We start from the raw sequence: 24,339 nt of genomic DNA, 5'->3' as shown, positions 1-24,339 counted from the left end.
CCACTTGATTGGCCGGGCGGCTAAAGTCCCCCGTACGGCGTTGTCCGGCCCGACGAAGGGGTCACGGCGCGGTCACGGCCACCGCCGGGCGGGCCACCGGACCCGCCGGCCGCCGGCCGGGCCGCTCGCCCACTCCCGAGGCCTGTCCGCCCCGCTAAAATCGGCGGTACGCGATGGTCCGTTCGCACGATGCTCGACGGTCCGTTCGCACCATTCGCACTGATCCGCCCCGGTTCGCACGAGCGTGAAGGAGCCTCCGGTGTCGCAGCCCGCCGGCCTCCCGCTCCGTCAGCTGCTGATGTCCCTCGGCGAACCGCTGGTCGAGCTCCAGGCCGCCCCGCTGGGCCTGGACGTCGCGGTGCGCGACGTCGCGATCCTCGACCCGGAGGACCCTCCCACCGCCGCTCCCGGCGAACTCGTGCTCGCCATCGGTGCCCGGGGCCGGGCCGCGCTCCCCGCGCTGCGCGCGGCCGGCCGGGCGGGCGCCGCCGCGGTCGCGGTGAAGCTGGACGGCCCCGGCCAGGCCGACGCGCTGCGGGAGGCGGCCACCGAGGCGGGGGTGGCGCTGCTCTCGGTCCGCCGGGAGACCCGGTGGGAGCACCTGGACTCGCTCGCCCGGGCGATCATCGCCGGCCCGGACACCGCGGACGCCGCGGGCGCCCCCGAGCACAACGCGGGCGACCTCTTCTCGCTCGCCCAGACCGTCGCCGTGCTCACCCACGGCATCGTCTCGATCGAGGACACCTCCAGCCGGGTGCTGGCCTACTCCCGCTCCTCGGACTCCGACGAGGTGGACGACCTGCGCCGGCTCTCCATCCTCGGCTGGCAGGGCCCCGAGCCCTACCTCTCCAAGCTGCGCGAGTGGGGGATCTTCCAGCACCTGCGCACCTCGGACTCGGCCATCGCGGTGGACCCGCACCCGGAGCTGGGCCTGCGCCGGCGTCTGGCGATCGGCATCCGGACCGGCGCCCAGCCGCTCGGGACGATCTGGGTGCAGGAGGGCGCCCAGCCGCTGGCGCCGCTCGCCGAGCAGGCGCTGGTCGGCGCGGCCCGGGTGGCGGCGGCGCAGCTGGTCCGGCGGCGGCGGGAGCTGTCGGCGGACGTCCGGCTGACCCGCACCCTGCTCACCGGCCTGCTGGAGGGCTCGACCGGGCCGCAGTCGCTCGCCACCCATCTGGGCCTGGACCTGCGCCGGCCCGCCACCGTGCTGGCGTACAGCGCGCCGACCACCGAGGCGCTGACCCGCGCCGAGGTGACCGGCCTGATCTCGGTGCACACCGCCGCCCGCCACCGCAGCGCGCTGCTCGCCCCGATCGAGTCCCGGGTCTACGTGCTGCTGCCCGAGCTGCCGGCCGGCCTGCCGATGACGACGGTCCGCGACTGGGCGCAGGAGGTGGTGGAGGCGGCCCGGGACCACCTGGGCGTCCCGCTGCGGGCGGCGATCGGCTCCACGGTGGACGGCCTGGCCCAGGTGCCCGACTCCCGGGCGCAGGCGGACCGGATCCTGGACGCCATGGGCCGGGGCGGGGTGGACCTGGAGGTCGCCGCACTGATCGACGTCCAGGCGGAGGTCCTGGTCAGCGAGATGCTGGCCCTGCTGCAGGAGCGCTCGGGCCTGCGCGACCCGCGGCTGACCGCCCTGACCGCGTACGACCGCCGGCACGGCACCCGGCTCGCCGAGTCGGTGCTGGCCTGGCTGGACGCGCTGGGCGAGGTCCGGGTCGCGGCGGACGCCCTGCACATCCACCCCAACACCCTGCGGTACCGGGTGCGCCGGGCCGAGCAGCTCACCGGTGTCGACCTCGCGCAGCCGCAGCAGCGCCTGCTGGCCATGCTCCAGCTGCGCCTGCCGGAGGAGTGACGCCCGCGCCCCGGCACGACGCCCGCCTCCGGGGGCTCGGGCAAGCCGGACCAGGAAAGCACGATCGGGACAACACGATCGGGAAAGCCGGGAGGGGCCCGCCGGAGCGGGCCCCTCCCGGCCTCAGCCTGATCAGGCGCCGTAGCCCTGACCGCGCTTGTGCTCGTTCAGGCGGTGCCACGGGCCGGTGATGGCCAGCTGGATGCCCGGGGTCTGGATGTTGGCGAACAGCGTCTTGCCGTCGTCCGAGAAGGTGACGCCGGTGAACTCGCTGAACTCCGGCTTCTCTGCGGAGCCGATGTTGAGCTCGTTGCGGGCGATCGGGTAGGTCAGCCCGTCCTCGGTGGCACCGAACAGGTGCGAGACGCCCTCGCCGTCCTCGGCGATCACGATGCCGCCGTACGGCGAGACGGTGATGTTGTCCGGGCCGTCGAAGTTGTCGTGGTCGCCCCAGACGTCGGTGTTGACGCCGAGCAGCACCTTCAGGGTGATGGTGCGGCGGACGGGGTTGAAGAACCAGACCTGGCCGTCGTGCTGGAGCGGGCTCTCCGAGCGGGCGAAGCTGGAGACGAAGTAGAAGCCGCCGTCACCCCACCACATGCCCTCCAGCTTGCGGGCGCGGGTGACCTCGCCGTCCTTGAACTGCTTGCGGACGGAGACGGTCCTGGCGTCGCGGTCCTGGACCTTGACCCAGTCCACGCCGTAGGTGGTGCCGACCTTGGTGGCGCGCGACAGGTCGTCGATGAACTTGCCCTGCGCGTCGAAGACCTTGAAGGCCTCCAGCGTGCCGGCGTCGTCGGCGAGCTTGCGCAGCTGGTAGCGGCCGTGCTTGAAGCCGGCCGGCGGGGTCCAGCGGAACAGCAGCCCGTTGGGGTTCGAGGCGTCCTCGGTCAGGTAGACGTGGCCGCGCTTCGGGTCCACCACGACGGCCTCGTGCGCGTAACGGCCGAAGGCCTTCACGGGCTTGGGGTCGAGGTTGTACTCGTCGTCGAACGGGTCGACCTCGAAGATGTAGCCGTGGTCCTTGGTGAAGCCGTTCTTGCCGGCCTTGTCCTCGGTCTCCTCGCCGGACAGCCAGGTGCCCCACGGGCTCACGCCACCGGCGCAGTTGGTGGCGGTGCCGGCGATGCCGACCCACTGCTCGACCGTGCCGTTGCGCTTGGCGTGCACGATGGTGCAGCCGCCGGCCGCGCCCGGGTCGTAGACGTGGCCCTCGGTCAGCGGCACCGGGTACGCCCAGCCGGAGCGGGCGCCGCTCAGCTCGTGGTTGACGACCAGCAGGTTGCCGCCGCGCTCGTCCTCGAAGGCGGAGGTGCCGTCGTGGTTGCTGGGCGTGAACTCGCCGGTGCGCAGCTTGGTGACGCCCGCGCGGTTCACCACCTTGTAGCTGAAGCCCTTGGGCAGCGCGAGCAGGTTCTCCGGGTCCTTGACCAGCGCGCCGTAGCCGACCGCGGCACGCTCGGCGTCGGCGGTCGCGGCGTCCCGCACCTCGCCGCCGACCGGGGCGGCGATCGCGCCCGGGGCGCTGGCCAGCGCCTCGGCGCTACCGGCGATCAGCACGCCGGCCCCGACGAGGGTGGAACGGTTGACGAAGTCCCGACGGGACAGCGACATGTGAGTCACTCCTGAGAGGTGGGGCGCCGACCGGAGCGGAGCCCGGTACGTGGCGTGCGAGGTGTCGAGGTAGCTCGTCGACGCCTGCAGACTCCGCCGGTGTGATGAACGCCCGGTGAAGCGGACACCGCGTCCGGGTGTTCATTTGCCGACCGTATTCGAATCCATGACCCGTTCTTTGCCCCGTGCACCGCAGGTCACGGCCGCGCCGCAGAACAGAACCGCGGAACAGCGCCACCGAACAGCCACGGAACAGCGCCACCGAACAGCCGCGGAAACGGAGCCGGAGAACAGCCGCGGAACGGAGCGGCACCCCGCACGGCGGTCCGTCGGCGGCGCTCACCGCCCCGCGCGGGCCGCCCGCCACTGCTCCCAGGCCGCGAGCCAGAGCTGCTCGCCGATCCGCTCCTCCTCCCAGCCGTCGCCCGCCGCGCCGGCACCGTCCGCCCGGTCCCGCCAGAGCTGCTCCCAGGCACGCTGCGCGGGCAGGCTCGCCACCTCGCTGGCGAAGACCGTGTAGCGGATGACCTCCTCGACCGCGGCCACCCCCTCCACCGTGCCGACCACCCACTGGGTCTGCCGGGACAGCCGGTTGAGGTGGTTGACCATCGCCGTGACCGCCGCGACCGCCTCCTCCCGGCTCTCCGAGCCGAGCCGCATCTGCTGGCGGACCGCGGCCTCCCAGCGCAGCGCGCCGGTCTCGCCGCGCAGCCCGCGCGGCAGCCGCGGCGTGCGCCCTGCCCGGACCTGCGCCTCGATCGCCGCGGACTCGGCGATGCCGTGCTCGATCACCGCCCGGTGCGCCTCCAGCCCGACCGTCGGCGGGAGTTCGCGCTCCTCGACCGGGACGTACCGGGCCCGGCGGGCGGCGAGGCCGCGCAGCAGCGCCGTCCGGCCGCGCAGATGCCGCTCGACGTCCTGGATCGGGGCCAGTTCGAGGCTGCCCGGCACCACCCCGCGCCCGCAGACCGTGACGGTCAGCCCGTCCACCCGGAACCGGCCCGCCCAGACCGGGCCGGCACCGGGGGCGGCGCCGAGGCCGGGCAGCGGGGCGTCCGGCCGGTCCCAGGGGTCGCGCAGGTCCTCGTGGACCTCCACCGCGCACGGCTCGCCGTCCACGGTGATCCACTCGCGCAGCGCCCGGACCCGGCCGGGGCAGTCGCCCTCGTCGACGCCGAGCTGCTCGTAGACCCGGTCGCGCTCGTCCTCGACCACGTCCTCCAACTCGGGCAGCGCGCCCGGCCGGTCGGCCCCGGGACGGTAGGTGCGCACCGTGACGTACGGGCCGTCGGCGGAGGTCCAGTCGCCGGAGCAGACCTCGACCCAGGACAGCCGGCCGTCACAGGTCTCGAACGCGGTCAGCGCGTCACCGCCCGGGTCGGCGCCGCGCACGACGCCGTACACCGGGAAGCCGGCCGCGGCCAGGGTGCGGCGGGAGAACTCCTCCTGGTCGGTGAAGCGGTCCTCCCGTCCGCACGGGTCCATCCACCGCGCGCCGTCCCCCCGGAGACCGTCCTGCCTGCCACCGCTCTCCCGCGTCATCCCGCGCCGCACCCCCGTGTCCTCGCCGCCCGCACACCGCCTGCGGGACACGATACGTGGCCCGACCTGCCGGGTCATCAGCTCCTTTGCCCCGCCGGACGGATCGCCACCCGCGCCGTCGTGTCAGGACGCGCGTTTGTCAGTGCCGCTTCCTACGCTGTCGGGCATGACAGCAACCCAGGACTTTCCCGCCCGCATCAGCATCGTCACCCTCGGGGTGACCGATCTCGACCGCAGCGCCCGGTTCTACGAGGACCTCGGGTGGCGCCGCTCGTCGGTCTCCAGCCCGGAGATCGTCTGGTTCCGCACCGCCGACTCGGTGCTCGGCCTCTTCCCGACCGACGAGCTGGCCGCCGACGCCGGGGTCCCCGCCCTCGGCGAGCCGTCGTTCCGGGGCGTCACCCTCGCGGTGAACCTGGAGTCGACCGAGCGCGTGGACGCCGCCCTGCGGACGGCCGTCGAGGCGGGCGCCACGGTGGTCAAGCCCCCGACCGCGACCAGCTGGGGCGGCTACTCGGGCTACTTCGAGGACCCGGACGGCCACCTGTGGGAGCTGGCCCACAACCCGTTCTTCCCGTTCACCGCGGAGGGCTCACTGGACCTGCCGTGACCGGCCGGGCATCCCGCCCCGGCCGGCCCGGCCCCGCACGCCCCCTGGGCCCTCAGCTCTTCGAACGCGCCTTGAAGGCCGCCTTGCGGGCCTCCTTGGCCACCGTCCGGTCGAGGTGCAGCTCGCCGACCGCCTCCAGCACGTCCGCCGTGTAGGGGTGGTCGACCCGCCAGAGCTCGCCGAAGTAGCTCGCCGGGTTGCCGGTCACCGGCAGGTCGGCGATCAGCTCGCGAAGCAGTTCGGCGTCGCCGCCGGTGTCGAGCAGCTGGGCGGCGAAGGTGTCGATCACCGTCCACAGCGCCATCCCCCGCTCCGGCGCGGGCACATCGGTGGCGCCGAGATCCACCAGCCAGGCCCGTGCGGCCCCGCCCAGCTCCGGGTCGTCCAGCACCTCCCGGACGGCGGGCTCGGCGGGCCGGCCGATCATGCCCAGCGCCAGCCGGCTGAGCATCCGGCGCATCGGGGCGTACGCGTCGTTGCCGCGCGACGCCGCGAGCAGCTCGCGGGCCGCGTCCACCGGCTCCCGGCCGGTCACCCAGACCTGCAGCTCCTCCTCGGGCAGCACGTTGGCGGCCTCGCAGATCCCGCGCAGCAGCTCGGCGGCATCCCCCTGGGCCAGCTCGCCGACCAGCGGCGCGTCGTAGCCGTCCTCCAGCAGCCACTGCCGGATGCCGTACTGGCCGAGCGGGGTGAGCCGGACCAGGCCGAAGCGGGCCGACTCCTCCTCGTCCAGCGGCTCGTCGCCGACCCCGCCGCCGAGGGGCTCCTCCCCCTCCTCCTCGTCGAACAGCTCCGGGTCGATCGGGCGGTAGTCCAGCACGCCGAGTTCGGCGAGGTCGTTCAGCATCGGGTCCAGCGCGACCATCACATCGGTGATGTCCCCGAGCAGTTCCTCGCTCGGCTCCTCGCCCTCCGGGACGACCAGCAGCGCGGCCAGCACGCCCAGCGGCACGGTCTCGGTGCCCGGGTCGGCGAAGGCGGTCGTCTCGTAGAGCACCTGGAGCGCCTCGTCGAGCAGCTCGGCGGCCTCCTCCCGGGCCTCCTCGACCCGCGCCAGCCGCTCCTCGTCGTCGTCGTCCTCCGACTCCGGCTCCGGCTCCGCCGCGGCCCCGGCGCGCTCGGCCGCCTCCTCGGCGGCCTCCTCCTCCGGCAGCGAGTCGGCCTCCACGGCCAGCTCCCGGACGATCCCGGCGGCGGTCAGCCAGAGCTCCAGGACGGTCTCCGCGTCCCCCCGCTCGGCCGGCTCCAGGTCCGGCCCGGGAATGGCCACGTGCTCACCGGCGGCGGTGGTGCCGATCTCGATGAGGTCCAGGTCGCAGGCCAGCGACCAGGCCCGCATCGCCTCGACCACGGCCTCCTCCGGCGCCTCCCCCTGCTCGGGCGCGAGGCCGAGCAGCCGGGCGGCGGGCGCCCGGTCCGGACCGGTGAGGTCGCCGAACTCGTCCACCTCCCGGTGCGGGGCCGTCCAGCGGGCCAGCTTCAGCGCGTACCCGAACATCGGCACGGCCTTCGCCTGGTCGGCCAGCTCGGACTCGGCCGGCAGCCGGACCGGTGGCACCAGCACGGCGGCGTCGTCCAGGTCTTCGTCGTCCAGCCCGTGCGCGGCGAACGCCCCATAGAGGTCCTGCAGCTCCAGGTCGGCGGGCAGCACAGCGCCGACCGCCCCCTCGTCCGGCGCACCCGCCGACGAAGCCCCAGCGTTCTTACGACGTCGTCCGGCCATTGTCGCGCGTTCTCCCTACAGCCAGCGGTCGGCCGATCCGTTCCGGCCGCAGTGGATCAGCTCCCTGTGCCGGTCCACTACCTCAGCGTATAGGCCGGGCACCCCCGATGCCCGGCCTCCAGGGGCGCGCGCCGCAACCGTGCGCCCACCCCTTATCCTTCGAATCGGCACCGTGCACACCCCGCGCGGGCCACCGGGCAACGAAGCCCCTCCACCCTCCTCGCCCGGCTCCGGGACGGAGGGTCCCATGCTCACCCGCTCCACCAGGAAGTCCCCGCACCGAGGCCACCACCACAGCGCCACCGGACGGGCGCGCCGGCACACCCCGCCGACCTTGGTGGCGCCCGGCCACAGGAGACCCCTGCCATGGCGGACCTCTCCCCTGCCGGCTCCGGCCTGCGCACCGCGCAGTTCGACGGACGCCGACTGTCGGAGGCCCTGCTTCCCCTGGAGCTCGCCCCGCGCGCCCAGCTCCAGCTCGCCGCGATCAGCCGATGGAACGCGCTCCGCGGCGTCCGCGTCGGCCTCGTCGCCGGCGCCCTCCTCCTCATGCTGATCGGTGCCAACCTGGCCACGCCGATCTACCCGCTGCTCCAGCAGCGGCTCTCGCTGACCGCGCTCGACACCACGATCCTCTTCACGGTGTACGTGTTCGCGCTGGTCCCGGTGCTCGCCGCGGTCGGCCACTGGTCCGACCACCTCGGCCGGCGCGCGCTGATCCTGCCCGCCGTGGCCCTGGCCGCCGCCGGGGACGTCGTCTTCGCCACCTCGGGCAGCTTCTGGCAGCTCGCCCTCGGCCGCGCCGTCCAGGGCGTCGCGGTGGGCCTGTCCACCGGCGCCGCCGGAGCCGCCCTCGGCGACCTGCTGCCCGACCACCCCACGCTGGCGGCCAAGCTCACCCTGGCCTGTTCGGCGGGCGGCGTGGCGATCGGCCCGGTGGTCGGCGCCCTGCTGGCCGGCGGCTCCGACCCGCTGATGACGCCCTTCCTGCTGCACGCCGTCGCCCTGCTCGCGCTCTGCGTGCCGCTCGCGCTGGTCCACCCCCGGATGCCCGGCCGCAGCCGCCCGCCGGCCTCCCCGCCGCGCATCACCACCCCGGCGCACCTGCGCCCCCAGCGCCTCGCCCTGCCGTCCACCGGCCGCCGGGCGTTCCTGCTGGCCTCGGCCGCCGGGTTCATCTCCTACGCGGTCTTCGGCGTCTACCTCAGCCTGGCCCCGGCCTTCTCCGCCAAGCTGCTGCACACCGACTCCCGGCTGACCGGCGCCGTGGTGGCCGCGCTGCTGCTCGGCTCCTCCGCCGTGGCCCAGCTGCTCGTCCCGCCGACCGCCGACCGGCTGGTCATCGCCCTCGGCATGACCGGTCTGGCGACCGGCCTCGGCCTGGTCGTCACCGCCCAGTACACCGGCACACCGGCGCTGCTGTTCATCGGCAGCGTCCTCGGCGGCTCCTGCCAGGGGGTCGCCTTCCGCTCGCTGTTCACCGGCGCGGTGGCCGCGATGAACCCGGAACGCCGGGGCTCCGAGCTCAGCTCCCTCTGGGTCATCGTCTACCTCGGCAGCTCGCTGCCGATCGTCGGCGTCGGCGCCCTCGTCCAGCGCTACGGCCTGCTCCCGGCCACCAGCGGCTTCGTCGGCCTCGCCGCCGTCCTCTGCGTCGCCCTGGCCGTCGCCGTCGCCCGCCGGCCCCGCACCGCCTGACCGACGGGAACGCCGCTGCCCGGTACGGATCCCGTACCGGGCAGCGGCGTTCCCGGACCTACTCCGCCCAGGGCTTCCAGGTCTCCGTGGAGACCTCGAACCCGAACGGCTCCGGCAGCCGCAGCGGCTCACCGAACTTCCACTCGCCGAGCACCCGGTAGCTCCCCTCGCCCCGGTCCGGCTCACCGAACAGGGTGATGCCGGGCTGCCCCGGATCACGGTCGACCAGGAGGTAATACGGCACGCCCGTCCGCGCGTACCCGCTCCACTTGGTGGGCTTGAGTCGACGGCCGAGCAGCGGACGGCGGTCGTTGCGGGCGTTGGACGGCGAGGTCACCTCGATCACCAGGTCGAGGTCCTGCGGCTGCAGGAAGAGCACGTCCTCCGCCCTGCTCTTGGCGTCGGTGTCCTGGTGGACGACCACCATGTCGGGGATGTAGCCGTCGCCGATCTCCACCAGATCGAGGTTGACGGTCTGCACGGCACGCCAGGGGAATGCCGCGTCCGCCACTCTGGCGGACAACACCGCCTCCTGGATGTCCGTGAGGATCCCCGCATGCAGGTACACAGGCGCCGGTGACACGACGAACTCCCCTCCGATCACCTCGACCCGTGTGCCGTCGTCCGGGATGCGCAGGTACGCCTCCAGCTCCCCCCGGACCCACATGGCATACGGCGAGGCGGGCAACGTCCAGTGCCCGATTGCTTCCACAGCCATCCCGTCGCTCCCTTCGCGGTCGCGCCACCAGCGTGGCCGCCCGCTCGCAGATATACCACTGCCGCGCGAATGATTCCCCCGAAGGAGAGACTCGCGCGGCAGCGGGTTGACGCAGGACGTCCGTCAGACGTTGAAGCCGAGGGCGCGGAGCTGCTCGCGGCCGTCGTCGGTGATCTTGTCCGGGCCCCACGGCGGCATCCAGACCCAGTTGATGCGCAGGTCCTGGACGAGGCCGTCGGTGGCGGTCTTCGCCTGGTCCTCGATGACGTCGGTCAGCGGGCAGGCCGCCGAGGTGAGCGTCATGTCGATGGTGGCCACGTCGGACTCGTCGATGTGGATGCCGTAGATCAGGCCCAGGTTGACGACGTCGATGCCCAGCTCGGGGTCGACGACGTCCATCAGGGCCTCGGTCAGGTCCTCGACGGAGACGGTGCCGGCGGTGGTGCCGACGATGACGGTCGGACCCTCCTCAGCGGAAGGGGCGGGCGTCTCGGTGTCACTCATGTGTCTGTCCTCCTCTTCTGCTTCAGTCGTTCAGGTCGTGCACGGCGGGCTGCTCGGCCAGGGCCTTGGCGGTGGCGTCCTTCCAGGCCATCCAGCTGAGCAGCGCGCACTTGACCCGGGCCGGGTACTTGGAGACGCCGGCGAACGCGACCGCGTCCTCCAGCACCTCCTCGTCCCCCTCGCCCTGGCCCTTGCTCTGCATCAGCTCCAGGAAGGCCTCCTGGACGGCCTGCGCCTCGCCGACGGTCTTGCCGACCACCAGGTCGTTCAGCACCGAGGCGCTGGCCTGGCTGATGGAACAGCCCTGCGACTCGTACGAGACGTCCACGACTGTGGCCCCGTCGAGCCGCACCCGCAGGGTGATCTCGTCCCCGCAGGTCGGGTTGACGTGGTGCACCTCGGCGTCGCCGTCCCGCAGCCCCTTGCCGTGCGGGTTGCGGTAGTGGTCCAGGATGATGTCCTGGTACATCGAGTCGAGCTTCATGTCGTGGGCCGTCCCGTCAGCCGAAGAAGTTCCGGACGTGGTGCAGGCCGTCGATCAGGGCGTCGACCTCGCCCGGCGTCGAGTACAGGTAGAACGACGCCCGCGTGGTCGCGGGAATTCCGTACCGCAGGCAGACCGGCCGCGCGCAGTGGTGGCCGACGCGCACGGCGATGCCCTGCTCGTCCAGCACCTGGCCCACGTCGTGCGGGTGGATGTCGCCCAGCGTGAAGGAGATCGCGGCGCCCCGGTCCACGGCCGTGCGCGGACCGATGATCCGCAGGTCCGGGACCTCCAGCAGCCGCTCCACCGCGTACGCGGTGATGGCGTGCTCGTGCGCGGCGATCCGGTCCATGCCGATGTTCGACAGGTAGTCGATGGCCGCGCCGAGCCCGACCGCCTGGGCGATCGGCGGGGTGCCGGCCTCGAACTTGTGCGGCGCCGGGGCGTAGGTGGACGAGCCCATGGTGACGGTCTCGATCATCTCGCCACCGCCGAGGAACGGCGGGAGGTCCTCCAGCAGCTCCTGGCGGCCCCAGAGCACGCCGATGCCGGTCGGGGCGAGCATCTTGTGGCCGGTGAAGGCGACGAAGTCGGCCTCCAGCGCCTGCACGTCCAGCACCATGTGCGGCGCGGCCTGCGAGGCGTCGATGACGACCAGCGCACCGACGTCCTGGGCCTTGCGCACGATGGCCTCGACCGGGTTCACCGTGCCGAGCAGGTTGGAGACCAGGGTGAACGAGACGACCTTGGTCTTCTCGGTGATCAGCTCGTCGATGTTGGACAGGTCGAGCCGGCCCTCGTCGGTCAGCCCGAACCACTTCAGCTTCGCGCCGGTGCGCTGCGAGAGCAGCTGCCACGGGACGATGTTGGAGTGGTGCTCCATCTCCGTGATGACGATCTCGGAGTCGGCGTCCACCCGGTACGGCTCGTCCGCCCAGGTCAGCATGTTGGCGACCAGGTTGAGCGACTCCGAGGCGTTCTTGGTGAAGACCACCTCGTTGCGGCTCGGCGCGTTGACGAAGGCCGCGACCTTGTCACGGGCGCCCTCGTACAGCGCCGTGGCCTCCTCGGCGAGCACGTGGACGCCGCGGTGCACGTTGGCGTTGTGCCGCTCGTAGTAGGCGTTCAGCGCCTCCAGCACCTGGCGCGGCTTCTGCGAGGTGGCGGCGTTGTCCAGGTAGACCAGGGGCTTGTCGTCGTGCAGCAGGCGCTGCAGGACGGGGAAGTCCTTGCGGATCGCGTCGGTGTCGAGCAGACCCGGCAGGCCCGTGGCGGGGCCACTCGTCTCGGGGGTATGGATCACTCGGAAGCGCCACCCTTCACGTAGGACTCGTAGCCCTCTTCCTCCAGCTTGTCGGCGAGCTCGGCGCCGCCGGACTCGACGATGCGGCCGGCCGAGAAGACGTGGACGTGGTCGGGCTTGATGTAGCGCAGGATGCGGGTGTAGTGGGTCACCAGCAGGGTGCCGACCTCGCCGGTCGAGCGGACCCGGTTGATGCCCTCGGAGACGACCCGCAGCGCGTCGACGTCCAGACCGGAGTCGGTCTCGTCGAGGATCGCGATCTTCGGCTTGAGGAGCTCCAGCTGGAGGATCTCGTGGCGCTTCTTCTCACCGCCGGAGAAGCCCTCGTTGACGTTGCGCTCGGCGAAGGCCGGGTCCATCTGGAGGGCCGCCATCGCCGCCTTGACCTCCTTGACCCAGAGCCGCAGCTTCGGGGCCTCGCCGCGGACGGCGGTGGCGGCGGTGCGCAGGAAGTTGGAGACCGAGACGCCGGGGACCTCGACCGGGTACTGCATGGCCAGGAAGACACCGGCCCGGGCCCGCTCGTCGACGGACATCTCCAGGACGTCCTCGCCGTCCAGCAGCACCGAGCCGCTGGTGACGGTGTACTTGGGGTGTCCCGCCAGCGAGTACGCCAGGGTCGACTTGCCGGAGCCGTTCGGACCCATGATCGCGTGGGTCTCGCCCTGCTTCACGGTCAGGTCGACGCCCTTCAGGATCTCCCGGGGGCCGGTCTCCGCCTCGACGGAGACGTGCAGGTCGCGGATTTCAAGGGTTGCCATATGTACTCAGGACTCCTGGTTGACGGAGACGAGCACATCGTCCCCTTCGATCTTTACGGGGTAGACAGCGACCGGCTTGGTGGCGGGCAGTCCGGAGGGCTTGCCGGTGCGCAGGTCGAAGCTGGAGCCGTGCAGCCAGCACTCGATCATGCAGTCCTCGACCTCGCCCTCGGACAGCGAGACGTTCGCGTGCGAGCAGGTGTCGTTGATCGCGAACACCCCCTCGTCGGTGCGGACGACCGAGACGGGCACGCCGTTGAGGTCGACGCGCCGGGGCACGTCCTCCTGGAGCTCGCTCAGCGCGCAGGCACGGAGAAAACTCATCGGCCTCAGACCGCCGCTTCCAGCTCGGCCTCGATCTTCTCCATGAGCTGCTCCTGGATCTCGGCGACGCCGATCTGCTGGACCAGTTCGGCGAAGAAGCCGCGCACCACCAGGCGGCGGGCCTCGTCGGCCGGGATGCCGCGGGCCCGCAGGTAGAACAGCTGCTCGTCGTCGAAGCGGCCGGTCGCGGAGGCGTGGCCGGCACCGACGATCTCGCCGGTCTCGATCTCCAGGTTGGGGATCGAGTCGACCCGGGCACCGTCGGTGAGCACCAGGTTGCGGTTGAGCTCGTAGGTGTCGGTGCCCTCGGCGGCGGCGCGGATCAGCACGTCGCCGACCCAGACGGCGTGCGCGTCCTGGCCCTGCAGCGCGCCCTTGTAGACGACGTTGGAGCGGCAGTGCGGGGTGTCGTGGTCGATGACCAGACGGTGCTCCAGGTGCTGGCCGGCGTCGGCGAAGTACAGGCCGAACAGCTCGGCCTCGCCGCCGGGAGCGGAGTAGGAGACCCGCGGGTGGATGCGGACCACGTCGCCGCCGAAGGTGACCACGACGGACTTCAGCGAGGCGTCCCGGCCGACCAGGGCGGTCTGCTGGGCGGTGTGCACCGCGTCGCGGTCCCAGTCCTGGACGGAGACGAAGGTCAGCTTGGCGCCGTCGCCGAGCAGCAGCTCGACGTTGGCCGCGCGGGTGCCCGTCCCGGTGTGGTTGATCACCACGACGGCCTCGGCGAACGGCTTGACGTCGATCACCACGTGGGCGAAGCGGGTGCCGCCCTCGCCGTGCACGTCGATCTTCACCGGCTCGGTGAGCACCGTCTCCTTGGGCACGGTGACCACGAGCGCCTGCTCGAAGGCGCTGAACGCCTGGGCGGCGACCCGGTCGACCGGCTTGCCGGCCTTGCCCAGGCGGGCGTCGTCGCGGCCGACGGTCTCGGCGGTGACACCGTCCGGCAGGCTCAGCTCGACCTTGTCCGCGCCCTTCTCCGCCTCGGCGGCGCTGCCGTCGTGCAGGCCCTTCAGGCGGTGCAGCGGGGTGAACCGCCAGTCCTCCTCGCGGCCGGTCGGCACCGGGAAGTCGCCGACCTCGAAGGAGGGCTTGACGGCGACGCGGGCGTCGATCGGCTGCTGGACGGTCGCGCGGCCGGTGCCGGGGCCGGCGAGCTGCGCGCCCGCCCCGGCGGTGCCGACCTCGATCGAACCGGCGGTGGTGGAACCGGCGGTGGTCCCAGCGACATTCAAAGGCGTGTCAGCCATGGCTGTCGTAGTGCTCTCTTCCTCAAAGTTGGTGGCTGGACTGCGTGCGGCTGTGCGTCAGCCGACGGAGCCCTCCATCTGCAGCTCGATCAGCCGGTTCAGCTCCAGCGCGTACTCCATCGGCAGCTCGCGCGCGATCGGCTCGACGAAGCCGCGGACGATCATGGCCATCGCCTCGAACTCGGTCATGCCCCGGCTCATCAGGTAGAAGAGCTGGTCCTCGCTGACCTTGGAGACGGTCGCCTCGTGGCCCATCGACACGTCGTCCTCGCGGACGTCCACGTACGGGTAGGTGTCCGAGCGGGAGATGGTGTCGACCAGCAGGGCGTCGCAGAGCACGTTGGACTTCGCGCCCTTGGAGCCCTCGCCGATCTCGATCAGACCGCGGTAGGAGGTGCGGCCGCCGCCTCGCGCCACCGACTTGGAGACGATGTTGGAGGAGGTGTTCGGCGCCATGTGGACCATCTTGGCGCCGGCGTCCTGGTGCTGGCCCTCACCGGCGAAGGCGATCGACAGGGTCTCGCCCTTGGCGTGCTCGCCCATCAGGTAGACGGCCGGGTACTTCATGGTGACCTTGGACCCGATGTTGCCGTCGATCCACTCCATGGTCGCGCCCTCGTACGCCACGGCGCGCTTGGTGACCAGGTTGTAGACGTTGTTCGACCAGTTCTGGATCGTCGTGTAGCGGCAGCGGCCGCCCTTCTTGACGATGATCTCCACGACCGCGGAGTGCAGCGAGTCCGAGGAGTAGATCGGCGCGGTGCAGCCCTCGACGTAGTGGACGTAGGCGTCCTCGTCGACGATGATCAGCGTCCGCTCGAACTGGCCCATGTTCTCGGTGTTGATCCGGAAGTAGGCCTGCAGCGGGATGTCGACGTGGACACCCTTGGGCACGTAGATGAAGGAGCCGCCCGACCACACCGCCGTGTTCAGCGCGGCGAACTTGTTGTCGCCGGCCGGGATGACGGTGCCGAAGTACTCCTCGAAGATCTCCGGGTGCTGCTTCAGCGCGGTGTCGGTGTCCAGGAAGATGACACCCTGCTCCTCCAGGTCCTCACGGATCTGGTGGTAGACCACCTCGGACTCGTACTGCGCGGCCACACCGGCCACCAGCCGCTGCTTCTCCGCCTCCGGGATGCCGAGCCGGTCGTACGTCGCCTTGATGTCGGCGGGCAGGTCCTCCCAGGACTCGGCCTGCTTCTCGGTCGAGCGCACGAAGTACTTGATGTTGTCGAAGTCGATGCCGGTGAGGTCCGAGCCCCAGGTGGGCATGGGCTTCTTGCCGAACAGCTTGAGGCCCTTGAGCCGCAGGTTCAGCATCCACTCGGACTCGCTCTTCTTCGCCGAGATGTCGCGGACGACGTCCTCGCTGAGCCCGCGCTTGGCGACGGAGCCGGCGGCATCCGGGTCCGCCCAGCCGTACTCGTAGGTGCCCAGGCCTTCGAGCTCCGGGTGCGAAACGGTGTCAGTCATGCGAGCTTCCTAACGCGCGGACGCTGAATCTTCGGTGGACGTACCGGCAGTCGGCACTGCACCGGAACCCGGACCCGCGCTGCGCAGGGAGGGCGACGATGCGGCACCGGGTGCCGGCACATAGGTGGTGCAGACCCCGTCGCCGTGGGCGATGGTGGCCAGCCGTTGCACATGGGTGCCCAGCAGTTGGGAGAAGACCTCGGTCTCCGCCTCGCAGAGCTGCGGGAACTGCTCGGCGATGTGCGCGACCGGGCAGTGGTGCTGGCAGAGCTGGGCGCCCGCCGGGGCTTTCGCCGCGGCCGACGGAACCCGCCGCACCGTGGCAGCGTACCCGTCGGCGCTGAGCGCCCGGGCGAGTGCCTCGGTCCGCTCACCGGCCTCGGCCTGGCGCAGGGCGTCCAGGTACTTCTCACCCTGCTTGCCGAACCGGGCGCGGGCGAAGGCGGCGACCGCCTCCTCGCCCGCCGCGCCGCCGCCCACCGCGTCGGAGATCCAGCGCAGCGCGTCGGCCGCGAGCTGGTCGTACGCCTGGTAGAAGGCGTCCCGACCGGACTCGGTGAGGGCGAAGACCTTGGCCGGGCGACCCCGGCCGCGGCTGCCGTAGACCCGCTGTTCACGGGCGTCGACCAGTCCTGCGGCGGCTAGGCCGTCCAGGTGACGGCGGACGGCGGCGGTCGTCAGACCGAGCCGGTTCGCCAGGTCGGCGGCGGAGGAGGGACCGTGGTCGAGGATCGACCGGGCCACCCGGTCCCGGGTCGCGCGGTGACCGTCGAGCAGCACCTCGGTCGCGTTCGCGGGCACGGCGCAGCCGGGGGCCGGCTCGGCCTCCTGCTGCGGGGAGTGCTCGCGCATGTTTTTCACAACACGATTGTTGCGTAATTACTTCCGCCGGGACAAGCCGTGATGCAGGCCTCACTCGTGTCATCTGTCACGCAGGTAAGCCTTACCTGACCTGCGAAAACGATCACCTGGCACCGGTTCCGGCGGTCGTTCCGGCCCTCCTCGCCCCCCGGCGGACCCCCGGACGGCCCGCCGACCAGGCCATCGACCCGCTCCACCCGCCAGCCCTTCGGCTGCCCGTCCGGTGCCGCGTCCAGCCCGGCGCGGCGTCCCGCTCCGGGCCGCCGTGTTCGCGCCTCATACACTCGCCGGTATGCATTCCGAACCCGCGGTCCGGGTCACCGGGCTGGTCAAGCGCTACGGCACCAAGACGGCGGTGGACGGTCTCGACCTGACCCTCGCGCGCGGCGCCGTCACCGCCGTGCTCGGTCCCAACGGCGCCGGCAAGACCACCACCATCGAGATCTGCGAGGGCTACCGCCGCCCCGACGCCGGCACCGTCCGCGTCCTCGGCCTCGACCCGGTCGCCCAGGGCGCCGAGCTCCGCCCCCGGATCGGCGTGATGCTGCAGTCCGGCGGCGTGTACGCGGGAGCGCGCGCCGTCGAAATGCTCCGGCACACCGCCAAGCTGCACGCCCACCCGCTGGACGTGGACGCCCTGGTCGAACGCCTCGGCCTCGGCTCCTGCGGCCGGACCACCTACCGCCGGCTCTCCGGCGGCCAGCAGCAGCGGCTCGCCCTGGCGATGGCCGTGGTCGGCCGGCCCGAGCTGGTCTTCCTGGACGAGCCGACCGCCGGCCTGGACCCGCAGGCCCGCCGCGCCACCTGGGAGCTGGTCCGCGACCTGCGCCGGGACGGCGTCACCGTGGTCGTCACCACCCACCACATGGACGAGGCCGAGCAGCTCGCCGACCGGGTCGCCGTCGTCGACCGCGGCCGGGTGATCGCCGAGGGCACCCCGGACGAGCTCTGCCGCGGCGGCGCCGAGTCCTCGCTGCGCTTCGACGGCCCGCCCGGGCTCGACCTCGCCCCGCTGCTCAAGGAGCTGCCCGACGGCGCCACCGCCGCCGAGGCCTCGCCCGGCAGCTACCGCATCGAGGCGCCCGTCGATCCGCAGCTGCTGGCCACCGTCACCGGTTGGTGCGCGGCCTCCGGCATCCTCCCCGAGCGGCTCGCCGTGCAGCGCCGCAGCCTCGAAGACGTCTTCCTCGACCTGACCGGACGGGACCTCCGCTCGTGACGACCACCGACTACTCGCCCGCGCCCGGCGCCGCCCCGGTTGGCCGGATGCTGCTCGCGCAGACCGCCTTCGAGACGAAGATGCTGCTGCGCAACGGCGAACAGCTGCTGCTGACCGTCATCATCCCGACGGTGCTGCTCGTGCTCTTCTCCGCCGTCGACATCGTCGCCGTCGAGGGCCCCGGCAAGCGCGTCGACTTCCTGGCACCCGGCCTGCTGGCGCTGGCCGTGATGTCCACCGCGTTCACCGGGCAGGCCATCGCCACCGGCTTCGAACGCCGCTACGGCGTGCTGAAGCGGCTCGGCGCCAGCCCGCTGCCGCGCTGGGCGCTGCTCACCGCCAAGACCGGCTGCGTGCTGGTCACCGAGGCGCTCCAGGTCGCCCTGCTGAGCGTGATCGCGCTCGCCCTCGGCTGGTCCCCGCACGGCGACCCGTTCAGCGTCGTCGCCCTGCTCGTCCTCGGCACCGCGGCCTTCTCCGGCCTCGGGCTGCTGATGGCCGGCACCCTCAGGGCGGAGGCCACGCTGGCCGCCGCCAACCTGGTCTTCGTCCTGCTGCTGCTGGCCGGCGGCGTGATCGTGCCGCTGAGCAGGTTCCCGGCCGCCGTCCAGTCGGTGCTGGAGCTGCTCCCGATCGCCGCGCTGTCGGACGGCCTCCGCTCGGTCCTCCAGACCGGCGCCGGTGTGCCCTGGGCCGACCTCGGCATCCTGGGCGCCTGGGCGGTCGTGGCCCTGGCCGCCGCCGCCCGCTTCTTCCGCTGGGAGTGACCCTCGGGGCGGCCCCCGAGGGTCAGGGCGCGCCCGGCTCGTCCGGGTCCTTGGACCGGCGGTAGCGGGCGATCTGCCGCCGGGTGGTGTGCCACCGGGACCGCGCCTGCTCGATCACGGTGTGCCACTCGCGGCGGATCTCGTCGTCGGGCGGGCGCTCACCCCGGGCGATACCGACGAGCTCGTCGCGCACCTCCCGCCCGAGCGCGGCCGAGCCGACGGTGACGAGCATGGCGCCGAAGAGTCCCGAGAGCGTCGCGAAGACGGCGCCCACGGCGCCGTACCGGGCGGCCGAGGAACTGAACAGGTGCGGCAGGTAGACCGTCGCACCCACCGAGTAGACCGCCGCCAGGACGCCCCCGACGACGCCGAACGGCAGCAGGGCCCGCCAGGCGACCCGCCGCGCGGTGAGGATCCAGCCGCCCCAGACGAGGAAGGCCGCGGTCACCGGCGCCTCGGCCGCGGCCGCCCCCAGCTGCAGGCGCCCCCGGCCGAGGAAGCCGTAGACCAGACCGGTGGCCATCAGGTAGCCGGTGAGACCGGCCACCCACCACAGGTCGTTCAGCGTGTTGCGCACACTGAGCGGTCTGAGCTCCCAGGTCTGCTCGAACAGGCGCTGGACCGCCCGGGCGAAGCTCAGCACCGAGATCACGAGGAACACCGCTCCGAAGGCACCGATGGTCGCGGCCGTGCCGGACGAGGGCGCGAACACCTGCCGGATGGCGTCGGCGCCCTCGCCGGTGAGCTGGTAGCGGCCGATGATCCGCTCCGCCGTGTCCGCGTGCCCCGTGCGCGCCAGGACGCCGCCGGTGAGGATCGAGAGCGGGACGGTCGCCGCCAGCGCGCCGGCGGCCAGGGCCATCGAGCGGTCGAAGCCCACGAGCTTCTGGAAACGGCTGACGCAGCGCAGGGCGAAGGCCGGGCGAAGCCAGAACGTCAGCGTTCTGATGACGCGTTCGCGGCTGGTCCGGGCCGTCGCGCCCTCCTCGGATCTCCTCGGTCCCGTGCTGGCTGCGAGCGTAGCCCGCCCGGCCGTCGGCGGGAGCCCGCGACGCGGCCGTACCGGCGGGTCCCGCCCTACGGGGCGAAGCCGGTCCCGCGTTCGGCGAAGACGCCCATCGCCTCCCCCAGGAACTCCACCATCCTGGGGTGGTAGGAGTTGTGGAAATCCCTCATGTCGATCCGTTTTGTTCGGCCCGGCGCCGAGCGCCCGGCCCAGTTCGGCACCGCCCCCGCCCGCACCGGGTGATGCCGTCCGATACGTTCGACCGCATCCCGTGGCAGGACGGGCCCGGATCTACGCGCGAGGGAAGTCATGGCCGCCATCCACCGCACCACCATGAAGCCCACCAAACTGGAGCTGCTCACCGGCTGGCTGCCGAAGCAGAGCTGGTACGTGGGCACCGCAGGCACCCCGGAACTGACGACGGCCGGCGGGTTCCGGCTGGACGATCCGGCGGGCGAGGTCGGGATCGAGTTCATGGTCGTGGTGGACACCTCCGCGTCGGAACCGGTCGCGTACCTGGTGCCGCTGGCCTACCGGGGTACGGCGCTGGCGGACGCTCCCGCCGAGGCGCTGATCGGCACCTCCGAGCACGGGGTGCTCGGCACCCGGTGGATCTACGACGGGGCCCACGACCCGGTGGTGACGGCGCAGTCGCGCGCGCTCCTGCGCGGCGGGGCCGTCCCGCAGCACCAGAGCCTGAGCGACACCCCCGACCCCGGCGTCACCGTGCACGGCGCACCGGCCGCCGAGGCGTTCGACGTCCGGCTCAACCGCGTCCTGCGGCCCACGGAGGCCGCGGAGGCCGCAGAGGGGGGCCCTGCCGCGCGCCTGGTCGCCGGGTGGACCTGGCCGGACGGCACGCCCGCCCGGGGCGTCTTCGCGACCGTCACCCCGGGCTAGCAGGGCACGCGAAACCCCCGCACAGAACACGGTGGCCCCCGCTCGTCGTGCGAGCGGGGGCCACCGTGCGATCGGCCGCGGGCGTCAGCTCTCGCTGCCGCCGCTGCGGCGCTTGCGGGCCAGCAGGACGAGCGCGCCGCCGAGCAGGACGACGCCGCCACCGGCCGCGGCGATGATCGGGGTGGCGTCGCTGCTACCGGTCTGGGCGAGCACCGGGCCCGGGGTGGCGGTGCTCGGCGCCGGGGTGGGCGTCCGGGTCGGGGTGGGCGTCGCCGTGGGGGTCTTGGTCGGGGTCGGCGTCGGGCTCGACGTCGGGGTCCTGGTGGGCGTAGGGGTCAGGGTGGGCGTCGGCGTCGGGGTCGCCGTGGGGGTGGGGGTGGGAGTCGGGGTCTTGGTGGGCGTGGGGGTCGGGGTGGGCGTCGGGGTCTGGCAGACCTCGATCGTCTTGGTCTCCGTCTTGTTCCAGTCGGCGTTCTTCGGGTCCTCGGTGGTGGTGACCACGAAGGTCGCGCTGACCGGCTTGGCGTGGTCCTTCACCGGGAACGTCCCGTGGAACTCCTTGCCGAACGGCTTCTGGTCGAGCACCTTCTCGCCGTCGACGGTCAGGCTGACGACGTTCTTCACACCGCTCGCGTCGCTGTAGTTGGTCAGATCGATCACGATCTTGTCGCAGGTCACCTGCCACTTGGGCGCGTGCGCCGAGGCGCTGGTCGCCAGTGCCAAGGGCAGCAGGACGGCGGCTGCCGCCGTCCCCGCCAGTGCCGCGTTCCTGATGCCGATCTGCCGCCGCTGTCGCGCCATTTCGTTGTCCCCTCCGAACGGTCTTGCGCAGCAGGCTTGTTGAAAGGCTCGCGGTGGCCCGCCACGACTGTCCGGGGGACTCTACCGGCACACCCTCACCTCCCCACACCCCGCCGTACGACCGGATTTCGACTGTCCGTCCGGCCTCGGTTGTGCAAGGAGCAGCCCATCACGGCGGCGACCTCGCACGACACCCGTTCGGCGAACTTGAACGTATTCCGTCACGGTGGCGCAAACGCACTGCCCCCGGCGGTCGAATCCGACCACCTGGGGCAGCACTACGGTCGCCCGGCGGGCCGTCAGGCCTTCCTGGCCGCCCGGCGACGGGTGGCCACCACGATCGCGCCACCGGCGGCGATCACGACGGCGCCGGCGATCGTCAGCGGGACGACCGGGCCGGAGCCGGTGTGGGCGAGGCCGCCTCCGGTGGTCGCCTCCGCCGACGGGGCGGCCGAGGCGCTCGGCACCACCGCCGCCGACGGGGAGGCGGAGGCCGCCGGGCTGCCCGTGGCGCCCGGGCCCGGTGTGCCGGTCGTCGAGGCGGACGGGCTGCCGGGGCCGCCCGGGGTCACCGAGGCGCCGGGCGTCGCCGGCGTGCTCGGGGTCACCGACGCGCTCGGCGTGGAGGACGGCGACGGCGAACCGCTCGGCACCACCGGCGGCACGGTCGGCACGGTGGTCGGCGGCACTTCGGTGTTCAGGCAGCCGGTGAACGGGTAGTGGTGCGTCTCCGCGCCGCCCTTGCCGGTCAGCGACTTGGCGATCACCGAGCCGTTGACCGGTCCGCCGCTGCCGAGGTCGAAGGCGGCGTTCGGCGCCAGCACGGTGCCGGCCCAGGCGGCCTGGCTGTTCTTGACCACCTTGGTGGCGGTCGGGAAGTTCCAGAGCAGCTTGGCCCGGACCGCCCCGCCCGACGCGCTCTGCAGCTTGTCGTCCAGGACGTAGGTCTTCCTGCCCTCGTCCCACAGGTGGAAGCCCGTGGTCCGGGCGGCGGCCATGTCGTAGCTGTCGCCGGTCACGGTGACGACGGTGACCGAACCGACCGGCACCTTCACGAAGACGTCGGTGGCGCCCTGGAGCGTCGCCGCGCTGACGGAGAAGCTGTTGAGCGTGGCGTCGGCGCTGCTCAGGTAGAGCTGCGCGCCCTTCGCCTCGACCTTGGCGCCGGCGGTCTGCGCCCCGGCCGCGAGGGCGGTGGCGGCCGAGCGGAGCTTGGCGAACTCGGCCTTGAAGTCGATCGGGGAGGCGCCCTGGCTGATCTTGCCCTGGTGGGCGTCCACCACGGCGCCGGGGGCCTTCGAGCCGTAGACGCCGTTGCCCTTCATCACCTGGGTGTTGTGCCCGGTGATCTTGCCGGCGACGACCAGCGCGTTGCCGCCGGGAAGTGCCGCGACCTGGTCCGCGGTCAGTTCCTGGCCGACCGAGAAGCCGCCGGTGAAGTCCGCGTTGCCGCCGACCGCCACCGCGCCCTCGGCGTCCGGCGTGTGGGTGTCGTCGCCCTCGATGAACTCCCCGTAGAGATTGGCGACGCCGAGGCTCTGGCACTGCCGGCCGGGCTCGGCCGCGTGCGCGGCCGGGGCGATCAGACCGGCCAGGGCGAGGGATCCGCCGAGAGCGAGCGCTGCGGCGGGTGTGGGTATGCGCATGTGCAGGATCTCCGCTTACGTGCGGGGGTGGGAGCGGTCCCGGAAAGAGGTATGGACCAATCCGCACTCTTTCGGCCAACCGAGTGATTGGTCAAGACCAATGTCCGCCTTGCCCGAACAGTCCCGTTCGGGCCGAACGGCCCGCACCGGGGCCCGTCGGACGGCCCCCGGGGCGACGGACCGGCGACGGGCCGGACGGCGCCCGCCCGGCGCGACCCCGCCCCGCCCCAAGATCGGCTGTAAGGCCGCCTACGATTGACCCCGTGCCTACCCCCTTCTCCCTGCTCGCCGACCGCTGGCAGCCGTCCGCCGCCATGGTCCGGCGCGCCGCGTTCGCCGCGCTGGTGATGAGCGTGGTGATCGTCGTGACCGGCGGAGCCGTCCGGCTCACCGCCTCCGGCCTCGGCTGCACCACCTGGCCCCGCTGCACCGGCGAGAGCATCACGCCGACGCCCGAAATGGGCCTCCACGGCATCATCGAGTTCACCAACCGGATGCTGACCTACGTGCTGAGCGCCGCGGTCGGCTGGGCGATCCTCGCCGCCCGCTGCCACCGGCCCTGGCGGCGCGGTCTGAGCAGGCTCGGCTGGGCCCAGTTCTGGCTGGTGATGAGCAACGCCGTGATCGGCGGCATCACCGTGCTGACCGGCCTCAACCCCTACACGGTCGCCGTCCACCTGATCTCCGCGATGGCCCTGGTCTGGGTCGCGCTGCTGATGTGGGAGCGCTCGCGCGAGGGCGACGGCCCGCCGCGGCCGGCGGTGGCCGGTCCGATCGTCCGGCTCTCCTACGTCCTGGTCACCGTGATCGGCCTGCTGGTGGCGGCCGGGACGCTGGTGACCGGCGCCGGGCACCACCCCGGGACGCCCAAGGACAACAAGCTGGTGCCGCGGATCCCCCTCGACTACGACCGCCTCGCCCAGGTGCACGCCGACCTGGCGTTCGTCTCGGTCGGCCTGGCGGTCGCGGTGCTCTTCGTGTTCGCCGCCGTGAAGGCCCCGCCGGCCGCCCGCGCGCGGGCCCGCGAGCTGCTCGCGGTGCTGCTCCTCCAGGGCGTGCTCGGCTTCGTCCAGTACTTCACGGACGTCCCGGAGCTGCTGGTCGGCATCCACATGCTGGGCGCCACGCTCACCTGGATCGCCGTCCTGCGCATCCCGCTGGCGCTGCGCGTGCGCGAGGGCGCCGCGCCCACCGCGCCGCTGCCCGCGCAGGCGCCGCGGACCGCCGCGGTCTGAGCGCATGCCGCGCGCCTGCGGCAGGCATCCCTGATG

The 24,339-nt window shown here is 72.7% G+C and carries 22 protein-coding genes; 7 read left to right on the top strand and 15 right to left on the bottom strand.

What is annotated here, in order from left to right:
• The first annotated feature begins 259 nt into the window (after window positions 1-259).
• Complete coding sequence (locus ACFWA9_RS13700) at window positions 260-1,861, top strand: PucR family transcriptional regulator (RefSeq protein ID WP_380386645.1); 1,602 nt, start codon at window positions 260-262, stop codon at window positions 1,859-1,861.
• 132 nt (window positions 1,862-1,993) lie between these two features.
• On the opposite strand, the gene ACFWA9_RS13695 is transcribed toward ACFWA9_RS13700, so the two are convergent.
• Together ACFWA9_RS13695 and ACFWA9_RS13690 are read right to left on the bottom strand one after the other, a co-directional pair.
• Window positions 1,994-3,475: an alkaline phosphatase PhoX gene (locus ACFWA9_RS13695; protein WP_380386642.1), complete on the bottom strand. Its 1,482-nt coding sequence runs from the start codon at window positions 3,473-3,475 to the stop codon at window positions 1,994-1,996.
• Between the two features lie 339 nt (window positions 3,476-3,814).
• Window positions 3,815-4,960, bottom strand: coding sequence for a hypothetical protein (locus tag ACFWA9_RS13690; protein WP_380386639.1), 1,146 nt, complete (start codon window positions 4,958-4,960; stop codon window positions 3,815-3,817).
• Between the two features lie 223 nt (window positions 4,961-5,183).
• Here ACFWA9_RS13690 and ACFWA9_RS13685 point away from each other — a divergent pair, with 223 nt between their 5' ends.
• Window positions 5,184-5,627: a VOC family protein gene (locus ACFWA9_RS13685; RefSeq protein WP_329490036.1), complete on the top strand. Its 444-nt coding sequence runs from the start codon at window positions 5,184-5,186 to the stop codon at window positions 5,625-5,627.
• Between the two features lie 52 nt (window positions 5,628-5,679).
• Here ACFWA9_RS13685 and ACFWA9_RS13680 read toward each other — a convergent pair whose 3' ends face one another.
• Window positions 5,680-7,350 (bottom strand): hypothetical protein, encoded by a 1,671-nt coding sequence (locus tag ACFWA9_RS13680; RefSeq protein ID WP_380386636.1) that lies wholly within the window; start codon window positions 7,348-7,350, stop codon window positions 5,680-5,682.
• 366 nt (window positions 7,351-7,716) lie between these two features.
• Between ACFWA9_RS13680 and ACFWA9_RS13675 the strand changes: the two genes are divergently transcribed.
• The gene (locus ACFWA9_RS13675) at window positions 7,717-9,048 is read left to right on the top strand and encodes an MFS transporter (RefSeq protein WP_352288165.1); all 1,332 of its coding nucleotides are present in this window, start codon (window positions 7,717-7,719) and stop codon (window positions 9,046-9,048) included.
• A gap of 58 nt (window positions 9,049-9,106) precedes the next feature.
• Here the strand turns inward: ACFWA9_RS13675 and ACFWA9_RS13670 are convergent, their stop codons facing one another.
• The 9 genes from ACFWA9_RS13670 to ACFWA9_RS13630 form a co-directional block, all read right to left on the bottom strand.
• On the bottom strand, window positions 9,107-9,766 hold the full coding sequence (locus tag ACFWA9_RS13670) for a Uma2 family endonuclease (RefSeq protein WP_380386633.1): 660 nt from the start codon (window positions 9,764-9,766) through the stop codon (window positions 9,107-9,109).
• A gap of 123 nt (window positions 9,767-9,889) precedes the next feature.
• On the bottom strand, window positions 9,890-10,270 hold the full coding sequence (locus tag ACFWA9_RS13665) for a metal-sulfur cluster assembly factor (RefSeq protein WP_329490032.1): 381 nt from the start codon (window positions 10,268-10,270) through the stop codon (window positions 9,890-9,892).
• Between the two features lie 22 nt (window positions 10,271-10,292).
• A complete protein-coding gene (sufU, locus tag ACFWA9_RS13660) occupies window positions 10,293-10,754 on the bottom strand; it encodes a Fe-S cluster assembly sulfur transfer protein SufU (RefSeq protein WP_329490031.1) in 462 nt (153 codons plus the stop codon).
• Between the two features lie 16 nt (window positions 10,755-10,770).
• On the bottom strand, window positions 10,771-12,054 hold the full coding sequence (locus tag ACFWA9_RS13655; protein WP_380386702.1) for a cysteine desulfurase: 1,284 nt from the start codon (window positions 12,052-12,054) through the stop codon (window positions 10,771-10,773).
• Window positions 12,054-12,818, bottom strand: a complete 765-nt coding sequence (gene sufC / locus ACFWA9_RS13650) for a Fe-S cluster assembly ATPase SufC (protein ID WP_359804421.1) — start codon at window positions 12,816-12,818, stop codon at window positions 12,054-12,056. The genes ACFWA9_RS13655 and sufC overlap by 1 nt, the downstream gene beginning before the upstream one ends.
• A 6-nt stretch (window positions 12,819-12,824) precedes the next feature.
• Complete coding sequence (locus ACFWA9_RS13645) at window positions 12,825-13,142, bottom strand: bifunctional 3-phenylpropionate/cinnamic acid dioxygenase ferredoxin subunit (protein WP_352288157.1); 318 nt, start codon at window positions 13,140-13,142, stop codon at window positions 12,825-12,827.
• A gap of 5 nt (window positions 13,143-13,147) precedes the next feature.
• The gene (sufD, locus tag ACFWA9_RS13640) at window positions 13,148-14,395 is read right to left on the bottom strand and encodes a Fe-S cluster assembly protein SufD (RefSeq protein ID WP_329490028.1); all 1,248 of its coding nucleotides are present in this window, start codon (window positions 14,393-14,395) and stop codon (window positions 13,148-13,150) included.
• Window positions 14,396-14,452: 57 nt separating this feature from the next.
• Complete coding sequence (gene sufB, locus ACFWA9_RS13635; protein ID WP_329490027.1) at window positions 14,453-15,868, bottom strand: Fe-S cluster assembly protein SufB; 1,416 nt, start codon at window positions 15,866-15,868, stop codon at window positions 14,453-14,455.
• A 9-nt stretch (window positions 15,869-15,877) separates the two neighbouring features.
• Window positions 15,878-16,720: a helix-turn-helix transcriptional regulator gene (locus tag ACFWA9_RS13630; RefSeq protein ID WP_380386627.1), complete on the bottom strand. Its 843-nt coding sequence runs from the start codon at window positions 16,718-16,720 to the stop codon at window positions 15,878-15,880.
• Window positions 16,721-17,021: 301 nt separating this feature from the next.
• Here ACFWA9_RS13630 and ACFWA9_RS13625 point away from each other — a divergent pair, with 301 nt between their 5' ends.
• The gene (locus tag ACFWA9_RS13625) at window positions 17,022-17,948 is read left to right on the top strand and encodes an ABC transporter ATP-binding protein (RefSeq protein WP_352288154.1); all 927 of its coding nucleotides are present in this window, start codon (window positions 17,022-17,024) and stop codon (window positions 17,946-17,948) included.
• A 47-nt stretch (window positions 17,949-17,995) separates the two neighbouring features.
• Window positions 17,996-18,715 carry an ABC transporter permease gene (locus ACFWA9_RS13620; RefSeq protein WP_329492288.1) on the top strand — a complete coding sequence of 240 codons (720 nt, stop codon included), beginning with the start codon at window positions 17,996-17,998 and terminating at the stop codon, window positions 18,713-18,715.
• A 22-nt stretch (window positions 18,716-18,737) separates the two neighbouring features.
• Here the strand turns inward: ACFWA9_RS13620 and ACFWA9_RS13615 are convergent, their stop codons facing one another.
• Entirely contained in the window at window positions 18,738-19,595 is an 858-nt protein-coding gene (locus ACFWA9_RS13615) for a YhjD/YihY/BrkB family envelope integrity protein (RefSeq protein WP_380386624.1), read from the bottom strand.
• 435 nt (window positions 19,596-20,030) lie between these two features.
• Between ACFWA9_RS13615 and ACFWA9_RS13610 the strand changes: the two genes are divergently transcribed.
• Entirely contained in the window at window positions 20,031-20,621 is a 591-nt protein-coding gene (locus ACFWA9_RS13610; protein WP_380386621.1) for a 1,4-alpha-glucan branching protein, read from the top strand.
• Window positions 20,622-20,705: 84 nt separating this feature from the next.
• Here ACFWA9_RS13610 and ACFWA9_RS13605 read toward each other — a convergent pair whose 3' ends face one another.
• Both ACFWA9_RS13605 and ACFWA9_RS13600 read right to left on the bottom strand, forming a co-directional pair.
• Entirely contained in the window at window positions 20,706-21,422 is a 717-nt protein-coding gene (locus tag ACFWA9_RS13605; RefSeq protein WP_380386618.1) for an LAETG motif-containing sortase-dependent surface protein, read from the bottom strand.
• 299 nt (window positions 21,423-21,721) lie between these two features.
• Window positions 21,722-23,068, bottom strand: a complete 1,347-nt coding sequence (locus ACFWA9_RS13600) for a choice-of-anchor A family protein (RefSeq protein ID WP_380386615.1) — start codon at window positions 23,066-23,068, stop codon at window positions 21,722-21,724.
• A gap of 254 nt (window positions 23,069-23,322) precedes the next feature.
• Between ACFWA9_RS13600 and ACFWA9_RS13595 the strand changes: the two genes are divergently transcribed.
• Window positions 23,323-24,303, top strand: a complete 981-nt coding sequence (locus ACFWA9_RS13595; RefSeq protein ID WP_380386699.1) for a heme A synthase — start codon at window positions 23,323-23,325, stop codon at window positions 24,301-24,303.
• Window positions 24,304-24,339 lie beyond the last annotated feature (36 nt).

This window comes from Kitasatospora sp. NPDC059973 (assembly GCF_042737525.1).
Classification (GTDB): Bacteria; Actinomycetota; Actinomycetes; order Streptomycetales; family Streptomycetaceae; genus Kitasatospora.
Note: the sequence above shows the minus strand (reverse complement) of the source record. Positions and strands in the feature narration are given on the sequence as shown.